Below are 22050 nucleotides of genomic sequence, written 5' to 3'. Positions count from 1 at the left end.
AGAATCGCGCATGCTGCGGGACAGAGGCAGTATCAAATGGGTGTCCATGATGTTGCCGGAACACGTGGAATTGCTCAGGGAATATCATGAGAATCTTGATAAAGTGAAAAAACCGGTTTTAGATGAACAAAAATATGAAGAATTTAATGACATGATCTGTGAAGCCATGGAAGAGAACAGGCCTTTGCAATTCGCCTATTATCAGAAAGGGGAGGTCAGCATGCTTGCCGGCCGCGTCCACTATGTTGACGCCCTGAAACGGGAGCTGCGCATCGTGAGCCATACAGATGAAACGTACGTTTTGAAGCTGGATGACATTATTGAGATTGAATATGATTGTCATGTATAATAAAATCAGTATTTGGAGGTGTATAAAATGGTAAATGACATTCATTTGCCAGCTGCAGCGTCTCATGCAAAGCCTGTTATCTTGAAAGGCGATACTTTGCATGAGGTGGAACTTTAAACAAATCGCCGAAAGCAAGGTATCATTTCTGATCATCCGGCTTTGCGCCTTATTTCAAATATATATAAATAAGGAGCTGGCAGAAATGAAAAAAATCAATACAGTGAAGATGGACCCATTTATCAGAAATGATCAATATAATTTTATTAAGTTTCAAACGGGCAGCCTTGTCCGAGGACATGCGAACATCAAGGACGGAAACGTGCTTGACGCTTTGAAATCCAATGCTTTAGATCAAGTATTGAATCTGTTTCCTGATCTCGGCAATTGCCAAAAGACTTTGCTGTGCCAGATGGTTGAAGTGGAAGACGGCAGCGAAGCCACCCGCTTTTTGGCTGAATTAAAGCCCTATGTGATACCGTTTCAGCATGTAACGGCAGAGAAGGCTAAAAAGCTGTTTTCTAAAGTGAAAAAGCTGAAGACTCCCGATTTTGGGCAGATCGATTTCAGCGGATATTCCTACTTGGGGTGGAATGATGCAGGATCAGGCAGGAAATACATGATTGTAGATATCGAAGGAAAATTGACAGGAATACACGGCACGATCAAACCCGGCAATAAAAAAGGGATCTGCTCGATATGTAACAGGACCGAAGAGATCGGGCTATTCATGGCCCGGGTGAAAAGCGGTAAAGAAACCTATACTGACAGAGGCAATTACATTTGCTATGACAGTGAAAAATGCAACGAAAATATGATGACATTAGATCATCTGAACGATTTCGTCGAGCAATTAACGAAATATTGACCAAAGAACCCGGCTTTAGCTCAGCCGGGTTCTTTATGATTCAGCCCAAGTCTTCCACTGTGCTGCTCCCGCCTTCCAAAAAGCCGTCCGGCCAGCCCGGGCACGGCCATACATAGGAAGACAGAGCGGCCGAGGCTGAATAAAGTAAACGCGAGCCACAGTCCATGGTTTCCGAAAGCAGGCACAGCGGTGAAAAAGGCGGCCAGAAAGCCAAGGGCGGCCAAAAACATCGAATTTCTGACAGGGCCTATTACAGTAGCGCCGGTAAAGATTCCGTAGAAAATCAATCCAAAACTGGCGGTCACAGGATATAACAAGATCCAAACATCGTATGTTTTTGCAGCTTCCTGAACGCTTTCAAGCGGTGTAAATAAAGGAATGATCGAATCCTTCAAGAGAAAATAGCCTGCGGCAAGAACCGCTGACGAAATAAGCGACCACTGGAATGAGAGTGAGAGCGTCCGCGAATAAAGCTCCCGATCCATTTTCCCTACGGCTTTTCCTGTAAAAATGCTTGATGCATTGGCAAACCCGTCGAAAACGTAAGCCATCATATAGTGGATTTGAATCAAGATGGCATTAGCGGCCAAAATGTCAGAACCGAAACCGGCGCCTTTAGCTGTAAACAAATTGAAAACCGTCAGAAGGCACAATGTTCTGATCAATAAATCCCGGTTGACTGCCATCGTTTTTTTAAACGCCTTCGTATCGACTAAAAGCTTGACAGGCGGGAGTTTAACAGGCATAGCAGCATTTGTTTTGACAAGCCAGCAGCCGGCCAGACAGCCCGTTATTTCAGAAATCACGGTAGCTGCTGCGATGCCGTATACTTCCATATGAAAGACATAAACAAAGACGACATCAAGAACGATATTCAAGACATTCATCGATATTTGCAAAAACAATGTCACTTTGATAAGAGACATTCCCATCAGCCAGCCGAGAATGCAGTAGCTGATTAAAGCGAAAGGGGCTCCCCAAATCCGCATTGAAAAATATTGGGATGCGAATTCCGCCGTTTCCCGATCCGGCTGGATAAACAGAAGCGCCGAATATTCGAGCGGTTTTTGCAAGATGATGAAGAACAATCCGACAAACAGCGCGATACAGACCGGCCGGGCGAGCGCCAACATGCTGTCTGAGCCGTTTTGAGCGCCGAGCGACTGGGCGGCGAAGCCTGAAGTGCTCACCCGCAAAAATCCAAACAGCCAGTACATCGTGTTGAATATCATCGTTCCGATTGCAACGCCGCCAATATAGGCAGGGGAAGAAAGCTGTCCGGCCACCGCTGTATCGACCGCTCCGAGCAACGGGGTGGTAATGGTTGAAATGATCAGCGGAACGGCGACGGCAAGATAGTGCCGATGGTTCATATTTATACCCCCTTATGATTCAAACACCTGAAGCAGTTTTTTTGAATAAGGGTGTCTTTTTTCGGAAAACAGCTCTTCTTTTTCAAAGTGATCTGCAATCTGTCCGTCTTTCATGATCATGATGCGATGGCTCATAAAATGAACAGCGGCGAGATCATGTGAAATGAACAAGTAGGAAAGGCCCATTTCTTCCTGCAGATCTTTGAGAAGATCCAAAATATTCGCCTGGCTGGTGACATCCAGGCTCGCGGTTGGCTCGTCAAAAATAATGAAAGACGGCTCAGTGCTGATGGCTCTGGCGATCAGCACCCGCTGCTGCTGCCCGCCGCTTAATTCATGCGGATAGCGGTCAAGAAGGTGCGGCTGAAGGCCGACCATGGCAAACAAGCGTTCAGCGGCAAGGCGGCGGTTCGTACAAACATCCTGCAAAAATAAAGGGGCGTCATTTTTAGAGACATCCAAAGGCTCCATGACAGCGTCAATGATTTTTAGCTTTGGATTTAATGAAGCAGCCGGATTTTGAAAAACAGCCTGAAGCTTGCGGCGGAATGGGCGGGCTTCTTTTTTGTTTATGCGGCCGAGCGGTTGTTGATGAAGCCAAATGTCCCCCTGATCGATTTTTTCCAGCAGCAAAAGGCAGCGGGCAAGAGTGCTCTTTCCGCTGCCGCTCTCTCCAGCCAGTCCGAGGCATTCGCCTTTCCTGATGGAAAAAGACACATTGTCAACGGCTTTGTGCCCGCATGCATAATGTTTTGTCAGGTTGCTGACTGTAAGGACGGTCTCTTCTGTCTGGCTCATAAAGCTCCCCCTGTTCCTGTGAGCGCTGTTTGCTTTTTCGCCATCAGCCGCAAAGGAGGGTTTTTTAGCGGCGGAACGGCGGCAAATAAACGTTTTGTATACTCGTGCTGCGGACGCTTAATGATGGTCGCGGTTCTTCCGTTTTCAACAATTGCTCCGTTCTGCATGACGGCTGTCTGATCGGCGTATCTTTCGACAAGCCGTAAATCATGCGTGATAAAAAGGACAGCGCAGTTTGTTTTGTCGCGCAGCATGGCCAGCTGCTGCAAAACGTCAGCTGCCGTGATACTGTCTAAAGCGGTTGTGGGTTCGTCGGCGATTAAAAGCTGCGGCTTGAGCACCATTGCTTGAGCGATGGCCGCTCTTTGCAATTGCCCGCCGCTCAATTGAAACGGATAGCTTTCATATACTCTGTTTTCCGGCAGGCAGACTTCTTGAAAAGAGCGGAGAATCTCTGCTTTTCGTTTTTTTTCAGGCCAATCGGTATGTGCTTTGACCATCTCATCGATTTGTCTGCCGATGCGAATGAACGGGGTAAATGCAGCATGGCAGTTTTGGAAAATGAAGGCGATCTCTTTGCCGCGTATATGACGGAGCTCTCTGCGGTTTGCCTCAAGCATGCTATGCTCCCCAAATCGGACATGTCCGGCGGAAACCGTTAATCCGCCCGGAAGCAGCCCCGTAATAGCCGAAGCGGTCAGGCTTTTGCCGCTGCCGCTTTCGCCGAGCAAGGCAAACCATTCCCCTTTATGGATCGAAAAGGAGACGTTTTTGACAATCGCGTGCTGCCGGCGGCTGATCGTTAAGCCTTCAATAGACAAAATCGGCATGTTAAGAAACTCCTTTCTTGTTTTTGACATCAAACCGGTCTCTTAATAAATCGCCGTAAAGGTTTGATAATAAGACAACGAACATGATCGCAAGGCCGGGAATCACCATCAGCTGGGGAGCGTGCAAGAAATAATGTTTGCCGTCGTTCAGCATGGCGCCCCATTCCGGATGAGGCGGCTGTGCGCCCAGTCCGATATAGGAAAGAGCCGCGATCATTAACACTGTTTTTCCGATATCAAGTGTCGCAAGGACAAATACATTCCCAAGGATATGGGGGAGGAGATGTTTTTTTAAAATTGCCGCAGGATGCAGGCCGGTCAGCTCAGCGAGGGCAATATAATCTTTTTGTTTTTCTGAAAACACCGTGCTTCTGACAAGCCGCGCATATCCGACCCATTTGACGGCGACGACCGCCAGGATCAAATTCATAAGCCCCGGGCCAAGCAGTCCGCTTAAAACGATCGCGACAATATAGTCGGGAAAAGCCATGACCGCATCAACGATTCTCATCATGATCCGGTCCAGCCTCCCGCCGAAAAAGCCTGAGACGAGCCCGATGGGGACGCCTATACAGAGGGAGATCACGATTGCGGCGAAGGCTGTGCCGACTGTCGCTTTCGCCCCTGTCATGATTCTGGAAAAGATGTCTCTGCCCAGATGATCGGTCCCGAGCAAATGCTCAAGGCTGGCCGGCTGCAGCCGGTTTGCCATCTCCGTCCGAAGCGGATCATACGGTACAAATAAAGGGGCTAGGAACAAAAGCAAAACAAACAGTGCAAGCACAAGTCCGATCAGCCAGGTTTTTTTCTGAACCATTCGTGTAACGGCTTTTTTCAACGGCGCCCAGCCTCCTTTATGCGAATTTCCGGGTTTAGATATTGATAGGAAAGATCGATGAAAAGATTAATCAGTACGACGGCGATCCCCATGAATAGAATGTAGCCTTGAATGATCGGATAATCCCGCTGGATGATTGCATCAACGACGAGCTTGCCGACGCCGGGGTATGCAAAAAGAACTTCAATAATCACCGTTCCCCCAAGCAGGCTGCCCAAACTGACCCCGAATATCGTGATGACAGGGACAAGGCAGTGGCGAAACGCATGAAACCAAAAAATTCTCGTTTCACTGATGCCCCGCGCCCTGGCTGACCTGATAAAATCCTGACCCAGGCTTTCAATCAGGCTTGATCTCACGAGGCGGACATAAACGCCCGACATGGCGATGCCGAGCGTGAGAGAGGGGAGGATCAAATGCTTGAACGTTCCCGCACCCATAGACGGCAGCCAATTCAGCCTGACTGAAAAAAGATCGATCAGAATCAATCCGAGCCAAAAGCTTGGAAGCGCAGCTCCGATTAAAGCCAGAAGGCGGCCGGTATGGTCAAGCCACCGATCCCGATATAAAGCGGAAAGCGTTCCGATCGGCACCGAGATCAGCAGCATGACGAGAAGCGATGTGCCGGTCAAAAGCAATGTCGCCGGAAATGTTCGGCTGAGTTCAGTGATGACGGGCTGCCCGGTTGTATAGGAATGTCCGAAATCAAGCTGGAAAAACCGTTTGAACCAGTTCCAATATTGGATATAAATCGGCTTGTTGAACCCGAGCTCTTCCCTGAACTCTTCGATCTGTTCGTCTGTTACGGCTACATCGTCTACGCGAAGCATTTGTTTCACCGGATCGCCGGGAGCCGCTTTCATAAAAGCAAAGCTGATAAATGAAAGCAGGAATAAGAACAGGATCAGCTCAAACAGCCGCTTGGCGATCAGCTTCATTTTGTTTTCACATCCAAATCTTTTGTGAGCATGTAATACTCGCTTTTGCTCGTTTCCCAGTTCACAACATGGTCTCTGTATGCCGTTATGTTTTGCGGGATAACGATAAAGGAGTTCAACGTTTCCTTTTGGATCAGTTCAGCCGCTTTTTTGGCAAGGCTGTTTCGTTTTTCTTCATCAATGGTGCGATTGAATTCGTCGATCCATGTAACCAATGTTTGATTGTGTATGCCGCTGTAGTTCAGCGCGCCGTTCGGCATATAGGCAGTGTTCAGAAAATAGCCCGCGTCCCCCCGCGGAGCGGTCATTGCGCTGTATGTCGCCATATCCCAATCGCCGTTTTCAGACAGATACTCATCGATATTTTCCACCTGCTGAATCTTGATCGAAATTCCCAATTGTTTTGCATTCGACTCCAGCACTTGGGCGATTAAAGGCAATTCCGGACGTGATTGATAGGTTAATAAAGTAAAAGACAAAGGTTTCCCGTTTTTCACGGCCTTTCCGTCCTGAAGCTGATATCCTGCTTTTTTCAGCTCTGCTTTTGCCTCTTCCAATCCGCCAGGCTTTCGGGTGCTGCGGGGGGCAAACGGGAAGTCGGCCAAAAACGGACCGTCAGCAGGCTGTGCCTGTCCGCCTAAGATGCTGTCCGCAATCTCTTTCCGATCAAGTAAAGCATCAAGCGCACGCCGCAGATGGACATTAGCCAGACTGTCTTTTCCTGTATTGTAGAGAAGCTGGTGAACGCGCAGACTCGGAGCCGTGTCGACGATGATAGACGGATCCTTTTGAATATGCTCAATATTTTCAACGCTCGGCCGGTAAATAATATCGGCATCTTGGGACTGCAAAGCCATCACGCGGGCATTTGCATCTTCATTAAACGAGAACGTGACGTGTTTCAGCTTTGGTTTGCCGTCCCAATAGCCATCATATCGTTCTAGTTCAATCTTATGGCCGGGTTGGAATGAGGATACTTGAAAAGGCCCCGTTCCGATCGGCTTTTGCGAGACATTCTGTCCGCTGACATCAATGATGGCGGTATTCGGATGAACCAGTTCGGACGGAAACCCCGGAAAAGGTTCTTTTGTCTTAATCGTTAATGTCCGGCCTTTCGCTTGGATCTTTTGAATGTTCAAAGCGTTTTTCATGGCCTCGCTGTCTTTGATCGTCCTTTCCAAAGATGCTTTCACGGCGTTGGCGTCAGCCCGTTTGCCATTTTGAAATGTCAGATGATCTTTTATTGTGAACACCCATGTTTGCCCGTCTTTGCTTTTCCAATCCTCTGCGAGCCATGGCTCAATTGTGAGGCCGGGGCTGATTTTTACGAGCGTTTCGGCGATTCCCGCACGGACGGCGGTATAATTGACATCCAAGTTGGGATCGAGAGTCTGGCTCGGAATATTGAAAAGAAACGTCAGTTTTTTGTCATCGCCGCTCCGGGTTCCGCCGGCAGGCTCGCCTCCGGAAGAGCAGGACGTAAGGAATAACAGGAAAACAATCGGAATGATCAAACGTTTTGCTATGTATGTCAAGATGATGCCTCCTAAAAAGTAATGATTACGATTTATAATCATTATCATATGGGATATCCCGCCTCTTGTAAACAGAAATTTTTCCGGTTGTGGCAACAGGGGGATGAACACACATTTTTAATCGGCAAAACAGCTTTTCCAAATAAAATAGGTCTTTAAAAAAGAAAGCCCGAATAATTTGAAACGAAAGAGTTAATGGCACGATTTATACAGGAAAAAAATATGCTGTTAATAAGATGCTGAAACAGCAAGCGAAAGGAGTCATAAGTGATGCTGATTACAGTAAAGATACGCCACACTGCTGAAACCGAAGGCACCGACATAGGGGACTTCTCTCCGGCTGAAATTGAAAATATTGTGCAGACCATCAGAAAATATGGAGCATGGCTTTCACCTGATGCTGAAACAGATGACTATAAGTTTTCCTTCCAGGATGCCAAATATAATCTTGAACAAAGAGTCTTTGAAATTATTGTCGAATAATAAAATGATATCGGGGGGTTGCGGACACTGAATGAACGATTCGTTAAGCGTTTATTTAGAGTCCTTTTTATTTCCGGCGGCAAATGAACGGGGAGACAGGCTCTGGGCGGCTAAAAGTGAAACCTTGGAGAGCCTTGTCCAGTCCCCCCAAGGTTTTTGTTTTTAATGCTGCCCGCTGTCAGCAAGTCCTTCTTTGATCAGAGCGTCGACTTGGCCGCTAAATAAAAGCCCGACATGGCTGACGCCGGAGATTTGTATGTTTTTTGCACCGTCCAATTTAGACAGGCTGTTTAAGACGACCAAATCGCTGGTACTGTAGATCGAGGTATACGAAATTTTTTGGTTCGGATCGGTGCCCGCAGGGGCCGAGCTTGTGACCAAACGGTTGGCGCCGCCCAGTGTGACCACATGTTCCACCTTATCGCCGCCGTCAAGGTTTTTAATATAGTAAAGGGTATTGGCGCCGCCCATACTGTGGGCGATGATGTCGACCTTTTTTGCTCCCGTTTCTTGCAAAACGTTTTTTACATAAGCAGACAATTGTTGAGCATTGCGCCTGTTGTTGCCAGTTTTATCAAAAAAGTCGACGGCATAAAGGTTCCGGCCTGACCAACCTTGAGAGTGCAAATACGTTTTAATGCCGGTGAAATTATAAGCTGCACCGCCAATTCCGTGCACCATGACGACGGGATCGCGGGAAGCGGCGGAAACTTTTGTAGACTGAAAAGCGAAAATAGAGACGGCAGACAGCATGCAAATCAATAGAATGGATAAAAATCGATGATAACGCATTAGGTTCCTCCTGTAGGTAGTAAATTCACAACGATTATTCTATAAAAGGAAAATATTAAAACGAAGTGTAAATTTATCTATTTTTCTACCCGAAAAAAGAGCAGGATATGAAACAGCACGTGGCTGTCATGGCTTGATGGATCCTTATGGAAAAAGGGGTCCGAAAGCGATCTCCGGAATGGCAGAACATTTGGATCTATTGTATAAGAACTAGGTGTTTTGTCCTGTTCATTGGCTCGTATTTGCCCATGGTACAAGGGGGAGAAAAAAAGTATAATCATGAAGTAGTGTGCTGATCCGCCGCGACGAGGCGGGGGCAAATGAATGCTCTAGAAGGAAGGGGGAGCGGAGGGCTGCCAATATCAGACGATGAATAAAATAGTTTGAAAGAAGGTTAGATATGAATGAAATCATTACACAAGATGAGTCGTCTTTTTCAACTGAAAAAAATCGCACCGGTTTTGCTGCTGTCATGTGCCGCGCTTGCGGGTTGTTCAGGGGGGGAGGCCCATTCGGCTCAGCCTGAACAAAAACATCAAGAAACCGCATTGAATGATGCGTTTGCCAAACTTGAGGATCAATTTGATGCAAGGCTCGGCGTTTATGCTCTGGACACCGGCACAAACCAGACCATAGCTTATCGGGCGGATGAACGTTTCGCATACGCATCCACTCATAAAGCGCTGGCTGTCGGAGCCCTGTTGCAACAAAAGTCAATTACAGATCTGAATCAAAGAATCACCTATACCCGTGATGACCTTGTCAATTACAACCCGATCACAGAAAAGCATGTTGACACAGGAATGACGCTCAAAGAACTTTGCGATGCTTCTATCCGGTACAGCGACAATACGGCGGGAAATCTGATCTTAAAGCAGATTGGCGGGCCAGACGGGTTTAAAAAATCGCTCAGGAAGATTGGCGATAAGGTGACCAATCCAGAACGGTTTGAGCCGGAACTGAACGAAGTGAAACCGGGAGAAACTCATGATACGAGCACGCCAAAAGCGCTTGCCACAAGCCTTAAGGCTTTCACAATCGGGGACGCCCTGCCAAAAGAAAAACGCATGATGTTAATCGACTGGCTTAAACGAAACACCACTGGAGATGCATTAATCCGCGCCGGAGTGCCAAAAGGCTGGGAAGTGGGAGATAAAACAGGAGCAGGATCATATGGAACACGGAATGACATTGCTGTCATTTGGCCGCCGAAAGGGGATCCTATTGTGCTTGCGATCCTTTCGAGCCGTGATCAGAAGGACGCAGAATATGATGACAAGCTGATTGCGCAGGCGGCAAAGGAAGTCATTGACGCCCTTCAAAACAAAGATAAGTAAGAAGGTAAAGACAGAAAAGAACCGGGTTTGTATGGCCCGGTTTTTCTGAAGGACACCGGAATCAATGATGGCCCATGTCATTGATAAAAAGGAGTAGGAAGCATATGATGATTCGTCATGTCGAAGCTTCAGATTTTGAAAGAATCACGCCGGTTATCAACGACTGGTGGGGCGGAAGGCAAATGACAGACAAATTGCCGAGAATGTTTTTTGAACATTTCAACAATACAAGCTTTATCGCTGAAAAAGATGGAGAGCTGGCCGGTTTCCTCATCGGCTTTTTATCACAATCCAATCCAGTGGAATCGTATATTCATTTTGTCGGTGTCCACCCCGATTACAGAAAACTTCAAGTCGGCAAAACGCTTTATGAAGCCTTTTATCAGAAAGCGAAAAAAGCGGGTTGCAAGACGGTCCGCTGTATCACTTCGCCAGTGAACAAAGTGTCCATTGCCTACCATCGGAAAATGGGATTTTCAATAGAAACAGGAGACAAAACGTCAGACGGCGTCCAGGTATGTTCACATTACGACGGACCAAATCAAGATCGTGTGCTGTTCGTAAAAGAGCTGTAAATGAAAATGATCGCAAAAACGCCGGAGCCTCCGTGGCACTCTGTGATTTTTACATCAGTCAAAACAGGCGGGGATCACCGCTACAATGAGATAGCTGAAAACATGATCAAGCCCGCCGGGGAACGGGCAGGCTTTTTAGGAGCCGAAAGCGTAAGGGACCTGAACGGAATCACGGTTTCTTATTGGGAAAGCCTTGAAGCGATAGAGAAGTGGAAGTGTCACAGCGAACATCAGCGGGCGAAGGAAAGAGGCCGAGAGGAGTGGTATGCTGAGTTTGCCGTGCGTGTAGAAAAGGTGGAAGCGGCCCGTTTTTTGGAGCGGAAGGCCGCCTTCGCCGCTGAGGGCAAAATTGGGGAGGAACCGTGATGATTCAATTATTACATCAAAAAGATCCGTATACAGCCCGCCGGATTTTGCATATTCAAATCCCAGCCTATCAAAAAGAAGCGGACATCATCCAATTTGATGGCATTCCTCAAGCAAAGGAAACGATCTCGGACATCATGAATTGTGATGAAACATTTATCGGCTGGTTTGAAGGCGAAGAACTGGCAGGGGCTGTTTCTTACACATTGACGCCCCAAAAACTGACGATCTGCAGGCTGGCCGTCCATCCTGATCACTTTCGAAAAGGGATTGCCACGGCATTGCTTCACTATGTATTGATGAAGGAGGAAGCAGATTCCATTGAAGTGACGACTGGAGCGCGCAATGAACCGGCAAAGACGCTGTACCGGAAGCTGGGCTTCACTGAGATTGAGCAATTCGCGCCTGAAAAAGGGGTTGTTCTTTCAAGGTTTATGTTACAGGCACCGAGAAAGGTGGAAGTTGTCTCTTACCGGCCGGAGTGGAAAGACAAATTTTCAAATGAAAAACAGCAGCTTGAAGGGCTTTATGGAATTGAAGCTATTCACATTCATCATATTGGAAGCACGTCCATTCCCGGAATAAGCGCAAAGCCTATCATTGATATTTTGTTGGAAGTAAAAAATCTCAGCTCTGCCGGCCGGTATGAATATGGAATGAGAAATCTCGGCTATGAGCCGAAAGGGGAAAACGGCATTCCAGGGAGAAGATATTTTCAAAAGGGCGGCCGGAAGCGTACACACCATGTCCACATGTATGAAAGCGGGCATCCTGACATTAGGCGGCATTTGCTGTTTCGGGACTATCTCATCTCCCATCCAGACCGGGCGGAAGAATATGCGGAGTTGAAGATGACCTTAGCGAAGAGATTTCCCTTTCATATAAAAGGCTATGTCGAAGGCAAAGACAGCTGGATAAAAGAGACGGAACGCCTGGCTGAAGAATGGGCAAAGCAAAAGGAGGACGGATGAAGTCCTCCGCTCCTCAAGCCCTGACGCAGGAGTCGAATGCCCCTTTATGTTGTCCGTCACAGTAGGGCATCTTCTGCGATTTGCCGCATCTGCACAGAGAGAAAGCCGCTTTTTTCGGGAATGGATTTCCTTCCATATCGATCAGTTCAACGTCTCCCGTGACCCGAAATCCGCCATTGTCCATCACTTTAATCTGTACTTTTTCAGGCAAAGATCCCAACTCCGAATCTCTTCATATATATGTTCAATAGATAGAAACGATGCGTGTTTGGCTGATCATGTGGTACAATGTCCGTAAACGAAACTAAAGAAGGATATGATATGATGCAGCTTCACATAACTGAACAGGCAAAACAGTCCATTCAACAGGCAACAGAGGCTTATCCCGATAAAAAAATGCAGCTTCGCTATGATACCGAAGGCTGCGGTTGTGCGGTCAGCGGCATCCCCGTGATTTGGCTGACGGATGAATTGGCGGGGGAGTGCGAGCTGTTGGAGACAAACGGCGCGCCCGTTTATATCCAGTCTTCGCAGAAAGTCTTTTTCGATGAAAAGATGACGATCGATTATTATGAGAAAGCAGGTACGCTGATGCTGAAAAGTCCGGCACAGATGTTTTCTCCACGAATGAGCATATTAGTGAAATAGGGTGGCGTTCGTTTTGAATCAAAAAGTGAAATCGTTAAAGCAGACAGCTCAAAATAAAACATGGGTGTCGTTTTTACATCAAAATCATCCGTACAGCCTCCTTCATTGGTCGATTGGAGGAACGGAATCTGTCCAAAAGGATGTATGGCTTCTTCAAGATGAAATGACCTTTGAAACAAAGGAATTCGATAAGCTTGAGTCAGCCATTGTCTGGATCAGCGAGAATATGAACGATATTACGGATGTGCTGTAGTGCAAATAGGCGAACAGGGCTTATGCCTGTTCGCTTTTTTTATGCATATTTGCCGTGATGTCCCGGAGAAAATCCTGGACCGCCTTTTTGTAGCTGTCCCGGTTGTGCGTATAGGACATCGCGTGCGCTCCTTTTTTGGCGATATACAATTGTTTGTTTCCGGTTTTTTTCTCATACAGCATTTCACTCGATTGGACCGGGATATAATCATCGTCTTTGCTGTGGATGAACAAAACCGGCTGTTTGACCTGATCAATGACAGCCAAAGGAGAGACATCGCCGATACGGTAGCCGTCCCGCCATTTCAAAAAGAGATCGGCAAGCGGCAAAATAAACGTTCCGGGAAGTCGGAAATCTTCCTTCAGGCGGTACAGCAGCTGGTCCTCAAACGTGGCAAACGGGCAGTCCGCCACATAAAAATCGGCGCGGGCGTCAGCCATCCCCGCGTACAGAAGCGTTGTCACCGCACCCATTGATTCGCCGTGAATGCCGATAAGAGCCTGTTCTCCGTTCCTTTCCCTCAGCCAATCGACAACCGTTTTCAAATCCTCTTTCTCATAATATCCATAGCTCGTCGTCTTACCGCCGCTCATCCCGTGTCTTCTATGATCGTAAATGACCGCATTCCAGCCGAGTTCCAAAAACAGATTCATATATTTGACGGAGTTCAGCAGATTCATGGTGACCCCGTGGCAAATAATGACGGTGTTTTTCGTCCTGTGCGGATGGACATAGTACCCTTTAATGTCATAGCCGAAGGCGGAGGTAAGGGTGATCTCTTCCTTTGGCAGAGCCTCAAACTCTTCTTCGGCGTAATGGCCGTCTGCCGTTTCCCGCTCGATAATGAATTGATCCGTCCGTTTTTTGATATACATGATTTGATTTGTAAAATATAGTCCCAGTGCCAACACGAGCAGCGCCGCCACCGCCCCGAGCACAGCAAGCCAAATAAACATCCGTTGTTTTCTTCCTTTCTGTTCAATAAAGCTTCTGCAATCTATCTTAGCATAAATATGTAAAAAATCACGCGGGAAAGAGCCGCAAAACTACAAAATCTTCTGCTTGTGAAAAACCGTTTCTTCCTGATAAACTATCATCACAAACAGGGTGAACGGAGGGAATACAATGGGAAAGAAAAAGCAGGAAGCGCGGGACAAACAACAGCTGAAGGACGCGCTCGCCGACGATTTGAAGCAAAAGCTTCAACAAATGAAAACAGAATTAAAAGAAGAAGATGAAAAAAGAAAAGAGCGTGAGAAAGAGCGCCTCATCAAACAAAGAAAAGAGAAGGAAAAAAATAAAAGCTTCGAAGAGCTGCTGAACGAAAGCGGGCTAGATTGGAGGCAGTATAAATGAGCAAAGCACCGTCTGCTGATGGACGGTGCTTGTTTATTTTATTTAATTGCGATGGGCCGTATACACATCGCGTTTCGTATAAAAACGGAGCGCTTTGATTTCCTGCTCTGTCAGCGGGCGAGCGCTTGCGGCTTCGACGTTTTCCCGCAGCTGTTCGAGTTTGCTCGCACCGGGGATCACCGCGCCGACAGCCGGCTGGGCGAGGATGTATTTTATGGCGGTTTCGGTCGCGGTCAGATCCGGCGCCGTTTTTTCAATATCCGCTTTTGTTTTGACAAGCTCCTCATACGAATAGGATAAAAAGCCGTTTTTCTTTATATTGGTGTTCGCATGTGAGACGGGTTTTTCCGTGAGGAGTCCTTTAGCGAGCGGCCCTCTTGCGATCACGCTGATTCCGTTTTCTTCAAGGATAGGAAGCCATTCCTCAGGCCGGCGGTCCAATAAGCTGTACTGCATCATGACGGTGATGATGCTTGATTTTTTGACATATTCTTTAATGACATTCGGACGGATTGAAGAAATCCCGTAATAACGGATCGCGCCTTCCTGTTTTAATTCTTCAAATGCTTCGATCGTTTCATCGATATTGTCTTCGATCGTTCCGCCATGAAGCTGGTAAAGGTCGATGTAATCCGTTTGCAGGCGCTTTAAGCTGCGTTTGACCGCTTCCTTTATGTATGCTTTTGAAGGGTCCCAATACCAGCCCGGCTTTCCTTCTTCCCAGCGGTTGCCCGCTTTTGTGGCGAGGATGATGTCCTTTCGCCTCGACTTGATGGCTTCCCCGACGATTTCTTCGTTAAGCCCGAAATCGTATAAATCGGCAGTATCCAAATAATTGATGCCAAGCTCCAATGCTTCATCCAAAATGGATAAGGCGCGCTGTTTTTCCGTACCGAGAGACATGCAGCCGAGGCCGACTTCGCTCACCTGTAAATCAGACTGTCCAAGCGTCCGTTTTTTCATATGCTTCACTCCTCTTATCTTTATATTGACCGTAATATAAAGATGGGAAGTTTTCAACTGATCGGCTCTATGTTGGCTTGACCAAATTGCCGATGCTAAAGCCGGGGCTTCATCCCGAAATCACGATGATGACCGAGACGGCTAAGCAGATCATCGCAGGCATGGCCGTAAAAACAGATTGGCGCGCCCGAAACAAATGCGCATGAATCGCTCCTATCATAAGAATGGCGAACAACATTCCCGCTCCAACAGCGAAATACCGGCTCCACATTCCCCCTGCCATCATAAGCGCCCCGGCAATTTCGAGAAAACCGGTAACAGATAGAAACCATAATGGGTATTGATAATGCCGCCAATGCTCTACTTGAAAGGGAACACGCAAAATCTTGATGATTCCTCCCGCCAACATAAAAGCCGACAGAATTGCTTTCAACATAAATATCACCTGATGTCACCCCTTTTCTGAAGCGCCCCCTGATTTGGGAGCATCCCGTATATCAATAGATTGACAACTTGTGCCGCGAGGCTTGCCGGATCTTTGCTTCCCGGTAACAAATGTGAATCCGTCAGGTGTTCAATTATGCCGATCAAACATTCAGCAACGGTTTCCATGTCCAGGTCGGAGCGAAAGTATCCGAGTCGTTGTTCGGCTTCTAAGTTGTCTTTCAAAACCATCGCCAAATCTTTTTTCATTTGTTTGGCATCCGGATTGAGAAAAAAGCCGATACGGGTTAAATCAAGGTCTGCGGCCAGAAACTGAAAAACGGTTTCCACGGCAGACAACACCCGGTTTGAGACGTCTGTCTGTTTGATCCCGGATTCCAGGAGGAGTGACTCTGTCAGATGTCTTACACGAGAGTGAAAATCGGTGATTAACTCCTCAAAGATGGCTTGTTTGCTTGGAAAGTAGAGATAGAAGGAGGGCTGCGTCAGTCCGGCTCTTTTCACAATTGTACTGACCTTTGTGTCGTGAAATCCCCGGATCGAAAATTCATTTGCAGCAACTTTGAGCAACCGTTTCCGACTCTCCTCGCCTTTGCGTCCTTTTCTGTTTTTCAAATAGAATCAACTCCACGAAAAAAAATAATACTCAAAAGTAATGTTACTTGCGAGTATTATTTCATAATGCCCGATTTTTTGTCAATATTTTAAACGGGCATGCATAAAGGAAAACTTGATTCTGCTTTATCTCCTTTCATATGAAATCCAATCTTTCATATATCGATAAGTCCGGCCGTACTCCCTCAGTTTGGCGCGGATTTCCCACGCTTTCCCGGACATGACGATTCCGTTTGGCAAACGGTAGACCTTCATGGCAAAAGCCCCCTCACATGGTGTATGATAAAATGTATGGGATCAACAGCAGCAACAGAACTTAGGAGATGATCAAACTGAAACATTTAGAGGAGAAAACCATTTCAAAGGAAAAGCTTTTTGCAGGCAAGGTGATCGATCTTTATCTCGAAGATGTCGAACTGCCGAACGGCAAGACGAGCAAACGGGAAATCGTGAAGCATCCCGGTGCGGTGGCAGTGTTGGCGCTGACAGAAGAAGACAACATCATCCTCGTCAAACAGTACAGAAAAGCGCTTGAACGGACGATTGTCGAAATTCCGGCCGGGAAGCTTGAAAAAGGGGAAAAGCCCGAATACACCGCGCTGCGGGAGCTTGAGGAAGAAACGGGATATACGGCGGTATCGCTTGAAAAAATCACCGCGTTTTATACATCTCCGGGGTTTGCGGACGAATTGGTGCATCTGTATGTGGCTGAACAGCTAACCCCACTTGAAGAAAAACGCGAGCTTGATGAAGACGAATTTGTAGAAGTGATGGAGGTGCCGCTTGCCGAAGCGCGGAAGCTGATGGAAAGCCGGGATATTTATGATGCAAAAACGGCGTACGCCATCCAGTATTTAGAGCTGCGCGAAGCCCTGCAAGCTAAGAAATGAAAGAAATATTCGCAGACATGCATATCCATATCGGCCGGACAGAATCAGGACGGCCTGTTAAAATCACGGCAGCCAGAACATTGACGCTTGATGAAATTTTGATTGAAGCAAGCGAGCACAAAGGGATGGGGCTGATCGGCATTATTGACTGTCATTCGCCCGAAGTGCTTGCCGAAATCGAAAAAGGGGTGTCAGCCGGACGCTATACAGAGCTTGATGACGGCGGCATCCAATACAAAGAGACCGTGCTTCTGTGCGGGGCGGAGCTGGAAATCTATGACGACAGGTGCCGCGGTCCGATACACGTCTTGGCCTTTATGCCGACGATCGAAAAGATGAAAGAGTTCTCCGAATGGCTTTCACAAAGAGTGACGAACATTCACCTCAGCTCCCAGCGCATCTATGAGACAGGTGTCGGCCTTCAGCAAAAAGTGAAAGCGCTCGGCGGTTTATTTATTCCCGCACATATCTTCACGCCGCACAAAAGCCTGTACGGAAAAGGCGTCAAATCTTCGCTGAAAGAGGTTTTTGACGAACGTCTGATTGATGCAGTCGAACTTGGGTTGAGCAGTGATACGCACATGGCTTCGCATGTATCAGAGCTGAACGCATACGCGTTTCTGACCAATTCGGATGCCCATTCTTTAGGGAAAATCGGCCGGGAGTATAATAAATTGCTGATGAAGCATGCGAGCTTTACGGAATTTTCTCTTGCTTTAAAAGGAGAAGCGGGCCGCAAAATTGCCGCAAACTATGGGATGAATCCGCAATTGGGCAAGTATTATCAGACCGCCTGTGAAAAATGCGGCTCTCTGAAAGAGGCTCATGATGCAACATGCACATCATGCGGCAGCACGAAATTTACAAAAGGGGTCAGCACGCGCCTTGAGGAACTCTATGATCAGGACGAAAGCCCGGTCAAGCGGCCGCCATACGTTCACCAGGTGCCGCTTCAGATGATCCCCGGCATCGGACCGAAAACGATTCAGAAGCTCAAGCGGGCGTTTGGAACCGAGATGAATATTCTTCATCATGTGAAGAGGGAAGAGCTGCGCGACACGCTTCGCCCTGAGACGGCCGAGCTTGTGATCAAAGCGAGAACGGGAGAGATGCAGCTGCAGGCCGGAGGCGGCGGAACCTACGGAAAAGTGAAAAGGGGATAACAACATGGAATGGAAATTGAAATCATTCGGGGAATTAACAAAAGAAGAGCTGTATCAAATCATTAAACTGAGAATCGATGTTTTCATCGTCGAGCAAAATTGCCCTTACCCTGAGCTTGATGATATGGATCAAAAGGCGCATCACTTATTTTTAGCCGACGGAAGCGCGATTTTGGCGTATTGCAGACTTTTTGCAAGCGGGAATGTCTATGATGAAGCGTCGATCGGCCGGGTGATCGTCCGCAGACGGGACAGAGGAAACGGCTATGCGAAAGTCCTTCTGGAAAAAGCGCTCCGCTTTTTGGAAAGCGAATGGACAGAAACGGCGGTCAAGATTCAAGCTCAGGATTATTTGCGCTCTTTTTACGAAGCGTTCGGATTTAAGGCCGTTTCGGGCGTCTATCTTGAAGACGGCATCCCGCATGTCGACATGTTTAGGAAAAACTGACATCCGGCATAGCCTGTTACGGGATGGTGTTGGGGATACGGTGAAGCGGGAACTTTTACTGTTGCGTTGACATTGGAATATTACTACGAAAAAAAGCATTTCTTTTCACAAGGGATGCTCTTTTTTATGGTGAAAAAACGGCCTGATTTTCGGAACAAATATCTTAGAACTTGTCATCCGCATAAAACATAAGATGCTAAAGAGCATTCACAACATAGGAGGGATAGAAATGGAGCAGGCAAAACAAATGTATCTTGAACTGTTAAAAAAAGCGATATTGTTTGAAATTTGGCAAGAGCATGAGCGTTACATTCCGCTCTCCACCCCTGTACCCGAATCATTGCAAAAGCAGATCGGATTAAAGAATGTAAAAATCGTCCAATATGTCGTTCCGGACTACGAGCGCCGCAAAGCGGGAACGGATTGGCCGCCGATTGCACACAGCATGATCGGCCGGGTGCGGATGAATCATCTGCAAATGTGCATGGAAACGGTTTTAACAGAAAACATAGCGGGAGACTTTATTGAAACCGGCGTATGGCGGGGCGGAGCTTGTATTTTTATGAAAGGCTTTTTAAAAGTGCATGGAGAAGACGGCCGTACAGTATGGGTGGCGGATTCCTTCGAAGGCCTGCCGGCGCCGGATATCGAAAAATATCCGCAGGATAAAGGAGACCGCCATCATAAGGTTGATTTTTTGAGGGTGTCGCTTGAAGAAGTCAAACAAAATTTTGAAAAATACGACTTGCTTGAAGACAACGTTCGCTTTTTGAAAGGATGGTTTAAGGATACATTGCCTTCGGCGCCGATTGATCAGCTCGCCATATTGCGGCTTGATGGCGATATGTATGAATCGACAATGGATAGCCTCTCAAATTTATATGACAAAGTATCAAAGGGCGGCTTTGTGATTATTGACGATTTTACGTTAAAAGGGTGTCATGCGGCCGTTCTCGATTTTCTGAAAGAGCATGGACTGGATGAATCCATACTCGTTTCCATTGATCCTTATTCAGTATATTGGAGAAAACCATAAAAAGGAAAAAAGGCTCTGCATATGTCGAGCCTTTTCATTATGGAGCGGCCGATTTAGAGGCACACTCAGAATAAAGCCGCGTATAAGCACGTGTCTCTGTACTCAGTTTGATCGCTTGACAGATGATCACTCCGCAAAACCGCCTCAAGCTGAAAGCCGAGCCGCTCAGCCATGTTTCTGCTTTTGACATTGGTGCTGTCACAGTATATCTCCAGCCGTTTTGCCGCGAGATGGTGACGGGCAAAAGCGATGAGGCCATGAAGCGCTTCCGTCATATATCCTTGTCCGGCGAATGCGGTGCTGCACCAATAGCCGATCTCAAATCTTCGGGCATCCCAGTTCATGCGGTGAAGCCCGGTGCTTCCGACAAATTCACCGCTGTCCCGATGAAAAATATGCATTCTCAAGTCTTTTCGCAAAATAAAATCGGCCTGCGCCCGCCTGATATTGATTTCGGTCTCCTCCGCCTTCGGCAGTTCTCTGGCAAACGGCATCCATGGTTGAAGCTCAGGTAAAGATGTGCGGATCGCATCATGAACGGTCCTGCCGTCACCGGCCAGCGGCGCCCGGACAAGGAGGCGTTCGGTTTGAAAGCCGTCCGGAAAATCAAGCAAAATAGGATTCATAGGTACTCCCCTCCATATGTTTTGGCCTATTATCCTATTAAAGACCAAAAAAGTAAATGGATGGAGGAATAAATGTTTATAGGCTGCCGCCGGCGGTATATTCAGCCGTTTGAGTCTGAACAGCAGAGGGCGGATGAATGCGCATCAGAACGATATATGTTCCAAATGCGAGAATCACTCCCGAAAACCAAGATATATCGTAGATTGGCTTCAGCGCCGGAAGATAGGCGCCGATTAAAGAGATGAACGCTCCGAGCGCAACAGCGGCGAATGCGCGGTAATTATAGCCTTTGTAATACATATACCGACCGTTGACAGAATAAAGCTCTTCGACATTAAGGCGGCATTTTCGGATGACAAAATAATCGGCGATCATTACGCCAGCGACGGGGCCCAGCATTCCGCCGATCGTGCCGAGAAATGAAAACACGCTGGCTTCGTTTTCCATCAGCTTCCACGGAAACGTAAACAGGGCGAGAATGGCAGTGATATAGCTTCCCCGTTTAAAATTAATATATTTTGGTAGAAAATTAGCCAAATCATAGGCCGGCGAGACAATGTTGGCAGCCACATTTACCGAAACGGCGGCAATGCAAAGCGTAATGACGGAAAGGGCGATGATATACGGATTGTCAAAGTGGTCGAGAATATCGACGACATCCCACAGCGGCTTTCCGAATGCGGCTTGTGAACCAGAGGTTACGGTAATGCTGGCAAAGGCGAAGAGTACGAATGTTCCGGGAAGACCGTAAAACTGTCCTCTGATTTGTTCTTTTTGGGATGCTGCAAATCTTGTAAAATCGGGAATGTTTAATATCAATGTCGCCCAAATCCCGATAATTCCTGTCACCCCTGCAAGAAAAGGCCATATCCATTCGCCGAACGTATGAAATTTACCCGGTTGGGAATAGATGGGACCGAGCCCTCCCGCAATATCGACCGCCCACCAAACCATTCCGCCGAAAACGAGATAAACGAGGGGACCGGCCCAGACTTCGAATTTTTTGATCGAGTCCATTCCATGGTGAAGCACAAGCAGATGGATTCCCCAAAAGAAAATAAATGACAGCAGCCCCGATAAATGAAGTCCGAACAAGTTCCAATCTCCGCCTATGTCTTTCCAGCCGCCCCACAGGTTCAGAAGCAGAATGTTAATGGCCGTGCTTCCCGCAAAAGCTTGAATGCCGAACCACATGATTGCCACAAATCCCCTGAGCAGGGCCGGAATATTCGCGCCATAGATGCCGAAAGAAGATCTGATTAAAACGGGAAAAGGCACGCCGTACTTTGCTCCCGCGTGGCCGTTCAGTGCAAGTGCGGCATAGAGGACGAGCGAAGCGACAGCAATAATCCCCAATACCTGCCATGGCGAAAGTCCGATTGAAATTAATCCCCCCACAGTGGCATAAGTTGGGATGTTATGTATGCAGCCCATCCAAATCGAAGCAAAATTGACAGCCTTCCAATTTCGTTCTTCAGGCTGTAAAGGCAATAAATCTTTGTTGCTCAGCATGTTTTCGCTCATATTCGCTTTCATGTCATCCTCCTATTTTGAATA

29 protein-coding genes are annotated in these 22050 nt (G+C 47.4%); 14 read left to right on the top strand and 15 right to left on the bottom strand.

The window, feature by feature from the left end; translation table 11 throughout:
• Positions 1-10: 10 nt before the first annotated feature.
• Both R5H20_RS14395 and R5H20_RS14390 read left to right on the top strand, forming a co-directional pair.
• Positions 11-349, top strand: a complete 339-nt coding sequence (locus R5H20_RS14395) for a YolD-like family protein (protein WP_006636527.1) — start codon at positions 11-13, stop codon at positions 347-349.
• Between the two features lie 202 nt (positions 350-551).
• Positions 552-1214, top strand: coding sequence for a FusB/FusC family EF-G-binding protein (locus tag R5H20_RS14390; protein ID WP_224254414.1), 663 nt, complete (start codon positions 552-554; stop codon positions 1212-1214).
• 20 nt (positions 1215-1234) lie between these two features.
• On the opposite strand, the gene R5H20_RS14385 is transcribed toward R5H20_RS14390, so the two are convergent.
• The 6 genes from R5H20_RS14385 to nikA are packed head-to-tail and all read right to left on the bottom strand — an operon-like array spanning position 1235 to position 7526.
• Entirely contained in the window at positions 1235-2587 is a 1353-nt protein-coding gene (locus R5H20_RS14385; RefSeq protein WP_006636524.1) for an MATE family efflux transporter, read from the bottom strand.
• Positions 2588-2599: 12 nt separating this feature from the next.
• A complete protein-coding gene (locus R5H20_RS14380) occupies positions 2600-3385 on the bottom strand; it encodes an ABC transporter ATP-binding protein (protein WP_006636523.1) in 786 nt (261 codons plus the stop codon).
• Positions 3382-4215 carry an ATP-binding cassette domain-containing protein gene (locus R5H20_RS14375; protein WP_029418310.1) on the bottom strand — a complete coding sequence of 278 codons (834 nt, stop codon included), beginning with the start codon at positions 4213-4215 and terminating at the stop codon, positions 3382-3384. Before R5H20_RS14375 ends, R5H20_RS14380 begins: the two co-directional genes overlap by 4 nt.
• 1 nt (position 4216) lies before the next feature.
• The gene (gene nikC, locus R5H20_RS14370) at positions 4217-5032 is read right to left on the bottom strand and encodes a nickel transporter permease (protein WP_051056656.1); all 816 of its coding nucleotides are present in this window, start codon (positions 5030-5032) and stop codon (positions 4217-4219) included.
• 17 nt (positions 5033-5049) lie between these two features.
• Positions 5050-5991 (bottom strand): nickel ABC transporter permease, encoded by a 942-nt coding sequence (gene nikB / locus R5H20_RS14365; protein WP_006636520.1) that lies wholly within the window; start codon positions 5989-5991, stop codon positions 5050-5052.
• Positions 5988-7526, bottom strand: coding sequence for a nickel ABC transporter substrate-binding protein (gene nikA, locus R5H20_RS14360; RefSeq protein ID WP_006636519.1), 1539 nt, complete (start codon positions 7524-7526; stop codon positions 5988-5990). Before nikA ends, nikB begins: the two co-directional genes overlap by 4 nt.
• Positions 7527-7796: 270 nt before the next feature.
• Between nikA and R5H20_RS14355 the strand changes: the two genes are divergently transcribed.
• Positions 7797-8009, top strand: a complete 213-nt coding sequence (locus tag R5H20_RS14355; RefSeq protein WP_006636518.1) for a hypothetical protein — start codon at positions 7797-7799, stop codon at positions 8007-8009.
• A 162-nt stretch (positions 8010-8171) separates the two neighbouring features.
• On the opposite strand, the gene R5H20_RS14350 is transcribed toward R5H20_RS14355, so the two are convergent.
• The gene (locus tag R5H20_RS14350; protein WP_006636517.1) at positions 8172-8801 is read right to left on the bottom strand and encodes an esterase/lipase family protein; all 630 of its coding nucleotides are present in this window, start codon (positions 8799-8801) and stop codon (positions 8172-8174) included.
• A 404-nt stretch (positions 8802-9205) separates the two neighbouring features.
• On the opposite strand from R5H20_RS14350, the gene bla reads away from it, so the two are divergent.
• The 4 genes from bla to R5H20_RS14330 all read left to right on the top strand — a co-directional run bounded on the left by bla (position 9206) and on the right by R5H20_RS14330 (position 12050).
• Positions 9206-10138 (top strand): class A beta-lactamase, encoded by a 933-nt coding sequence (gene bla / locus R5H20_RS14345; protein WP_006636516.1) that lies wholly within the window; start codon positions 9206-9208, stop codon positions 10136-10138.
• A gap of 104 nt (positions 10139-10242) precedes the next feature.
• The gene (locus tag R5H20_RS14340; protein ID WP_006636515.1) at positions 10243-10713 is read left to right on the top strand and encodes a GNAT family N-acetyltransferase; all 471 of its coding nucleotides are present in this window, start codon (positions 10243-10245) and stop codon (positions 10711-10713) included.
• Entirely contained in the window at positions 10714-11079 is a 366-nt protein-coding gene (locus tag R5H20_RS14335; RefSeq protein ID WP_006636514.1) for an antibiotic biosynthesis monooxygenase family protein, read from the top strand.
• The gene (locus R5H20_RS14330; protein WP_006636513.1) at positions 11079-12050 is read left to right on the top strand and encodes a bifunctional GNAT family N-acetyltransferase/GrpB family protein; all 972 of its coding nucleotides are present in this window, start codon (positions 11079-11081) and stop codon (positions 12048-12050) included. Before R5H20_RS14335 ends, R5H20_RS14330 begins: the two co-directional genes overlap by 1 nt.
• Before the next feature lie 13 nt (positions 12051-12063).
• On the opposite strand, the gene R5H20_RS14325 is transcribed toward R5H20_RS14330, so the two are convergent.
• Positions 12064-12234 carry a CDGSH iron-sulfur domain-containing protein gene (locus R5H20_RS14325; RefSeq protein ID WP_034325574.1) on the bottom strand — a complete coding sequence of 57 codons (171 nt, stop codon included), beginning with the start codon at positions 12232-12234 and terminating at the stop codon, positions 12064-12066.
• A gap of 140 nt (positions 12235-12374) precedes the next feature.
• Between R5H20_RS14325 and R5H20_RS14320 the strand changes: the two genes are divergently transcribed.
• Together R5H20_RS14320 and R5H20_RS14315 are read left to right on the top strand one after the other, a co-directional pair.
• Complete coding sequence (locus R5H20_RS14320) at positions 12375-12698, top strand: iron-sulfur cluster biosynthesis family protein (protein WP_006636511.1); 324 nt, start codon at positions 12375-12377, stop codon at positions 12696-12698.
• Positions 12699-12711: 13 nt separating this feature from the next.
• On the top strand, positions 12712-12951 hold the full coding sequence (locus R5H20_RS14315) for a DUF2552 family protein (RefSeq protein ID WP_006636510.1): 240 nt from the start codon (positions 12712-12714) through the stop codon (positions 12949-12951).
• Positions 12952-12971: 20 nt separating this feature from the next.
• Here R5H20_RS14315 and R5H20_RS14310 read toward each other — a convergent pair whose 3' ends face one another.
• Positions 12972-13907, bottom strand: coding sequence for an alpha/beta hydrolase (locus R5H20_RS14310; protein ID WP_006636509.1), 936 nt, complete (start codon positions 13905-13907; stop codon positions 12972-12974).
• Between the two features lie 169 nt (positions 13908-14076).
• Here R5H20_RS14310 and R5H20_RS14305 point away from each other — a divergent pair, with 169 nt between their 5' ends.
• Positions 14077-14307 carry a YqkE family protein gene (locus R5H20_RS14305; protein ID WP_006636508.1) on the top strand — a complete coding sequence of 77 codons (231 nt, stop codon included), beginning with the start codon at positions 14077-14079 and terminating at the stop codon, positions 14305-14307.
• Positions 14308-14349: 42 nt separating this feature from the next.
• On the opposite strand, the gene R5H20_RS14300 is transcribed toward R5H20_RS14305, so the two are convergent.
• The 4 genes from R5H20_RS14300 to mciZ form a co-directional block, all read right to left on the bottom strand.
• The gene (locus R5H20_RS14300; protein ID WP_006636507.1) at positions 14350-15270 is read right to left on the bottom strand and encodes an aldo/keto reductase; all 921 of its coding nucleotides are present in this window, start codon (positions 15268-15270) and stop codon (positions 14350-14352) included.
• 109 nt (positions 15271-15379) lie between these two features.
• Complete coding sequence (locus R5H20_RS14295; RefSeq protein WP_040347859.1) at positions 15380-15706, bottom strand: DoxX family protein; 327 nt, start codon at positions 15704-15706, stop codon at positions 15380-15382.
• A gap of 5 nt (positions 15707-15711) precedes the next feature.
• On the bottom strand, positions 15712-16329 hold the full coding sequence (locus R5H20_RS14290; RefSeq protein ID WP_006636505.1) for a TetR/AcrR family transcriptional regulator: 618 nt from the start codon (positions 16327-16329) through the stop codon (positions 15712-15714).
• A gap of 126 nt (positions 16330-16455) precedes the next feature.
• A complete protein-coding gene (gene mciZ / locus R5H20_RS14285; protein WP_006636504.1) occupies positions 16456-16584 on the bottom strand; it encodes a Z-ring formation inhibitor MciZ in 129 nt (42 codons plus the stop codon).
• A gap of 77 nt (positions 16585-16661) precedes the next feature.
• Between mciZ and R5H20_RS14280 the strand changes: the two genes are divergently transcribed.
• The 4 genes from R5H20_RS14280 (at position 16662) to R5H20_RS14265 (ending at position 19866) form a co-directional block, all read left to right on the top strand.
• Positions 16662-17219, top strand: a complete 558-nt coding sequence (locus R5H20_RS14280; protein WP_087962486.1) for an NUDIX hydrolase — start codon at positions 16662-16664, stop codon at positions 17217-17219.
• The gene (locus R5H20_RS14275) at positions 17216-18382 is read left to right on the top strand and encodes a TIGR00375 family protein (RefSeq protein WP_006636502.1); all 1167 of its coding nucleotides are present in this window, start codon (positions 17216-17218) and stop codon (positions 18380-18382) included. Before R5H20_RS14280 ends, R5H20_RS14275 begins: the two co-directional genes overlap by 4 nt.
• 4 nt (positions 18383-18386) lie before the next feature.
• Entirely contained in the window at positions 18387-18830 is a 444-nt protein-coding gene (locus R5H20_RS14270) for a GNAT family N-acetyltransferase (protein ID WP_006636501.1), read from the top strand.
• A gap of 223 nt (positions 18831-19053) precedes the next feature.
• Positions 19054-19866, top strand: coding sequence for a TylF/MycF family methyltransferase (locus R5H20_RS14265; protein WP_029418319.1), 813 nt, complete (start codon positions 19054-19056; stop codon positions 19864-19866).
• A gap of 65 nt (positions 19867-19931) precedes the next feature.
• Here the strand turns inward: R5H20_RS14265 and R5H20_RS14260 are convergent, their stop codons facing one another.
• Together R5H20_RS14260 and R5H20_RS14255 are read right to left on the bottom strand one after the other, a co-directional pair.
• Positions 19932-20492: a GNAT family N-acetyltransferase gene (locus R5H20_RS14260; RefSeq protein WP_006636499.1), complete on the bottom strand. Its 561-nt coding sequence runs from the start codon at positions 20490-20492 to the stop codon at positions 19932-19934.
• 76 nt (positions 20493-20568) lie between these two features.
• Positions 20569-22029: an NCS1 family nucleobase:cation symporter-1 gene (locus R5H20_RS14255; protein WP_006636498.1), complete on the bottom strand. Its 1461-nt coding sequence runs from the start codon at positions 22027-22029 to the stop codon at positions 20569-20571.
• Positions 22030-22050 lie beyond the last annotated feature (21 nt).

Source organism: Bacillus sp. KICET-3 (genome assembly GCF_033261025.1).
Lineage (GTDB): Bacteria > Bacillota > Bacilli > Bacillales > Bacillaceae > Bacillus > Bacillus sonorensis.
This window is presented reverse-complemented; position numbering and strand designations above follow the sequence as displayed.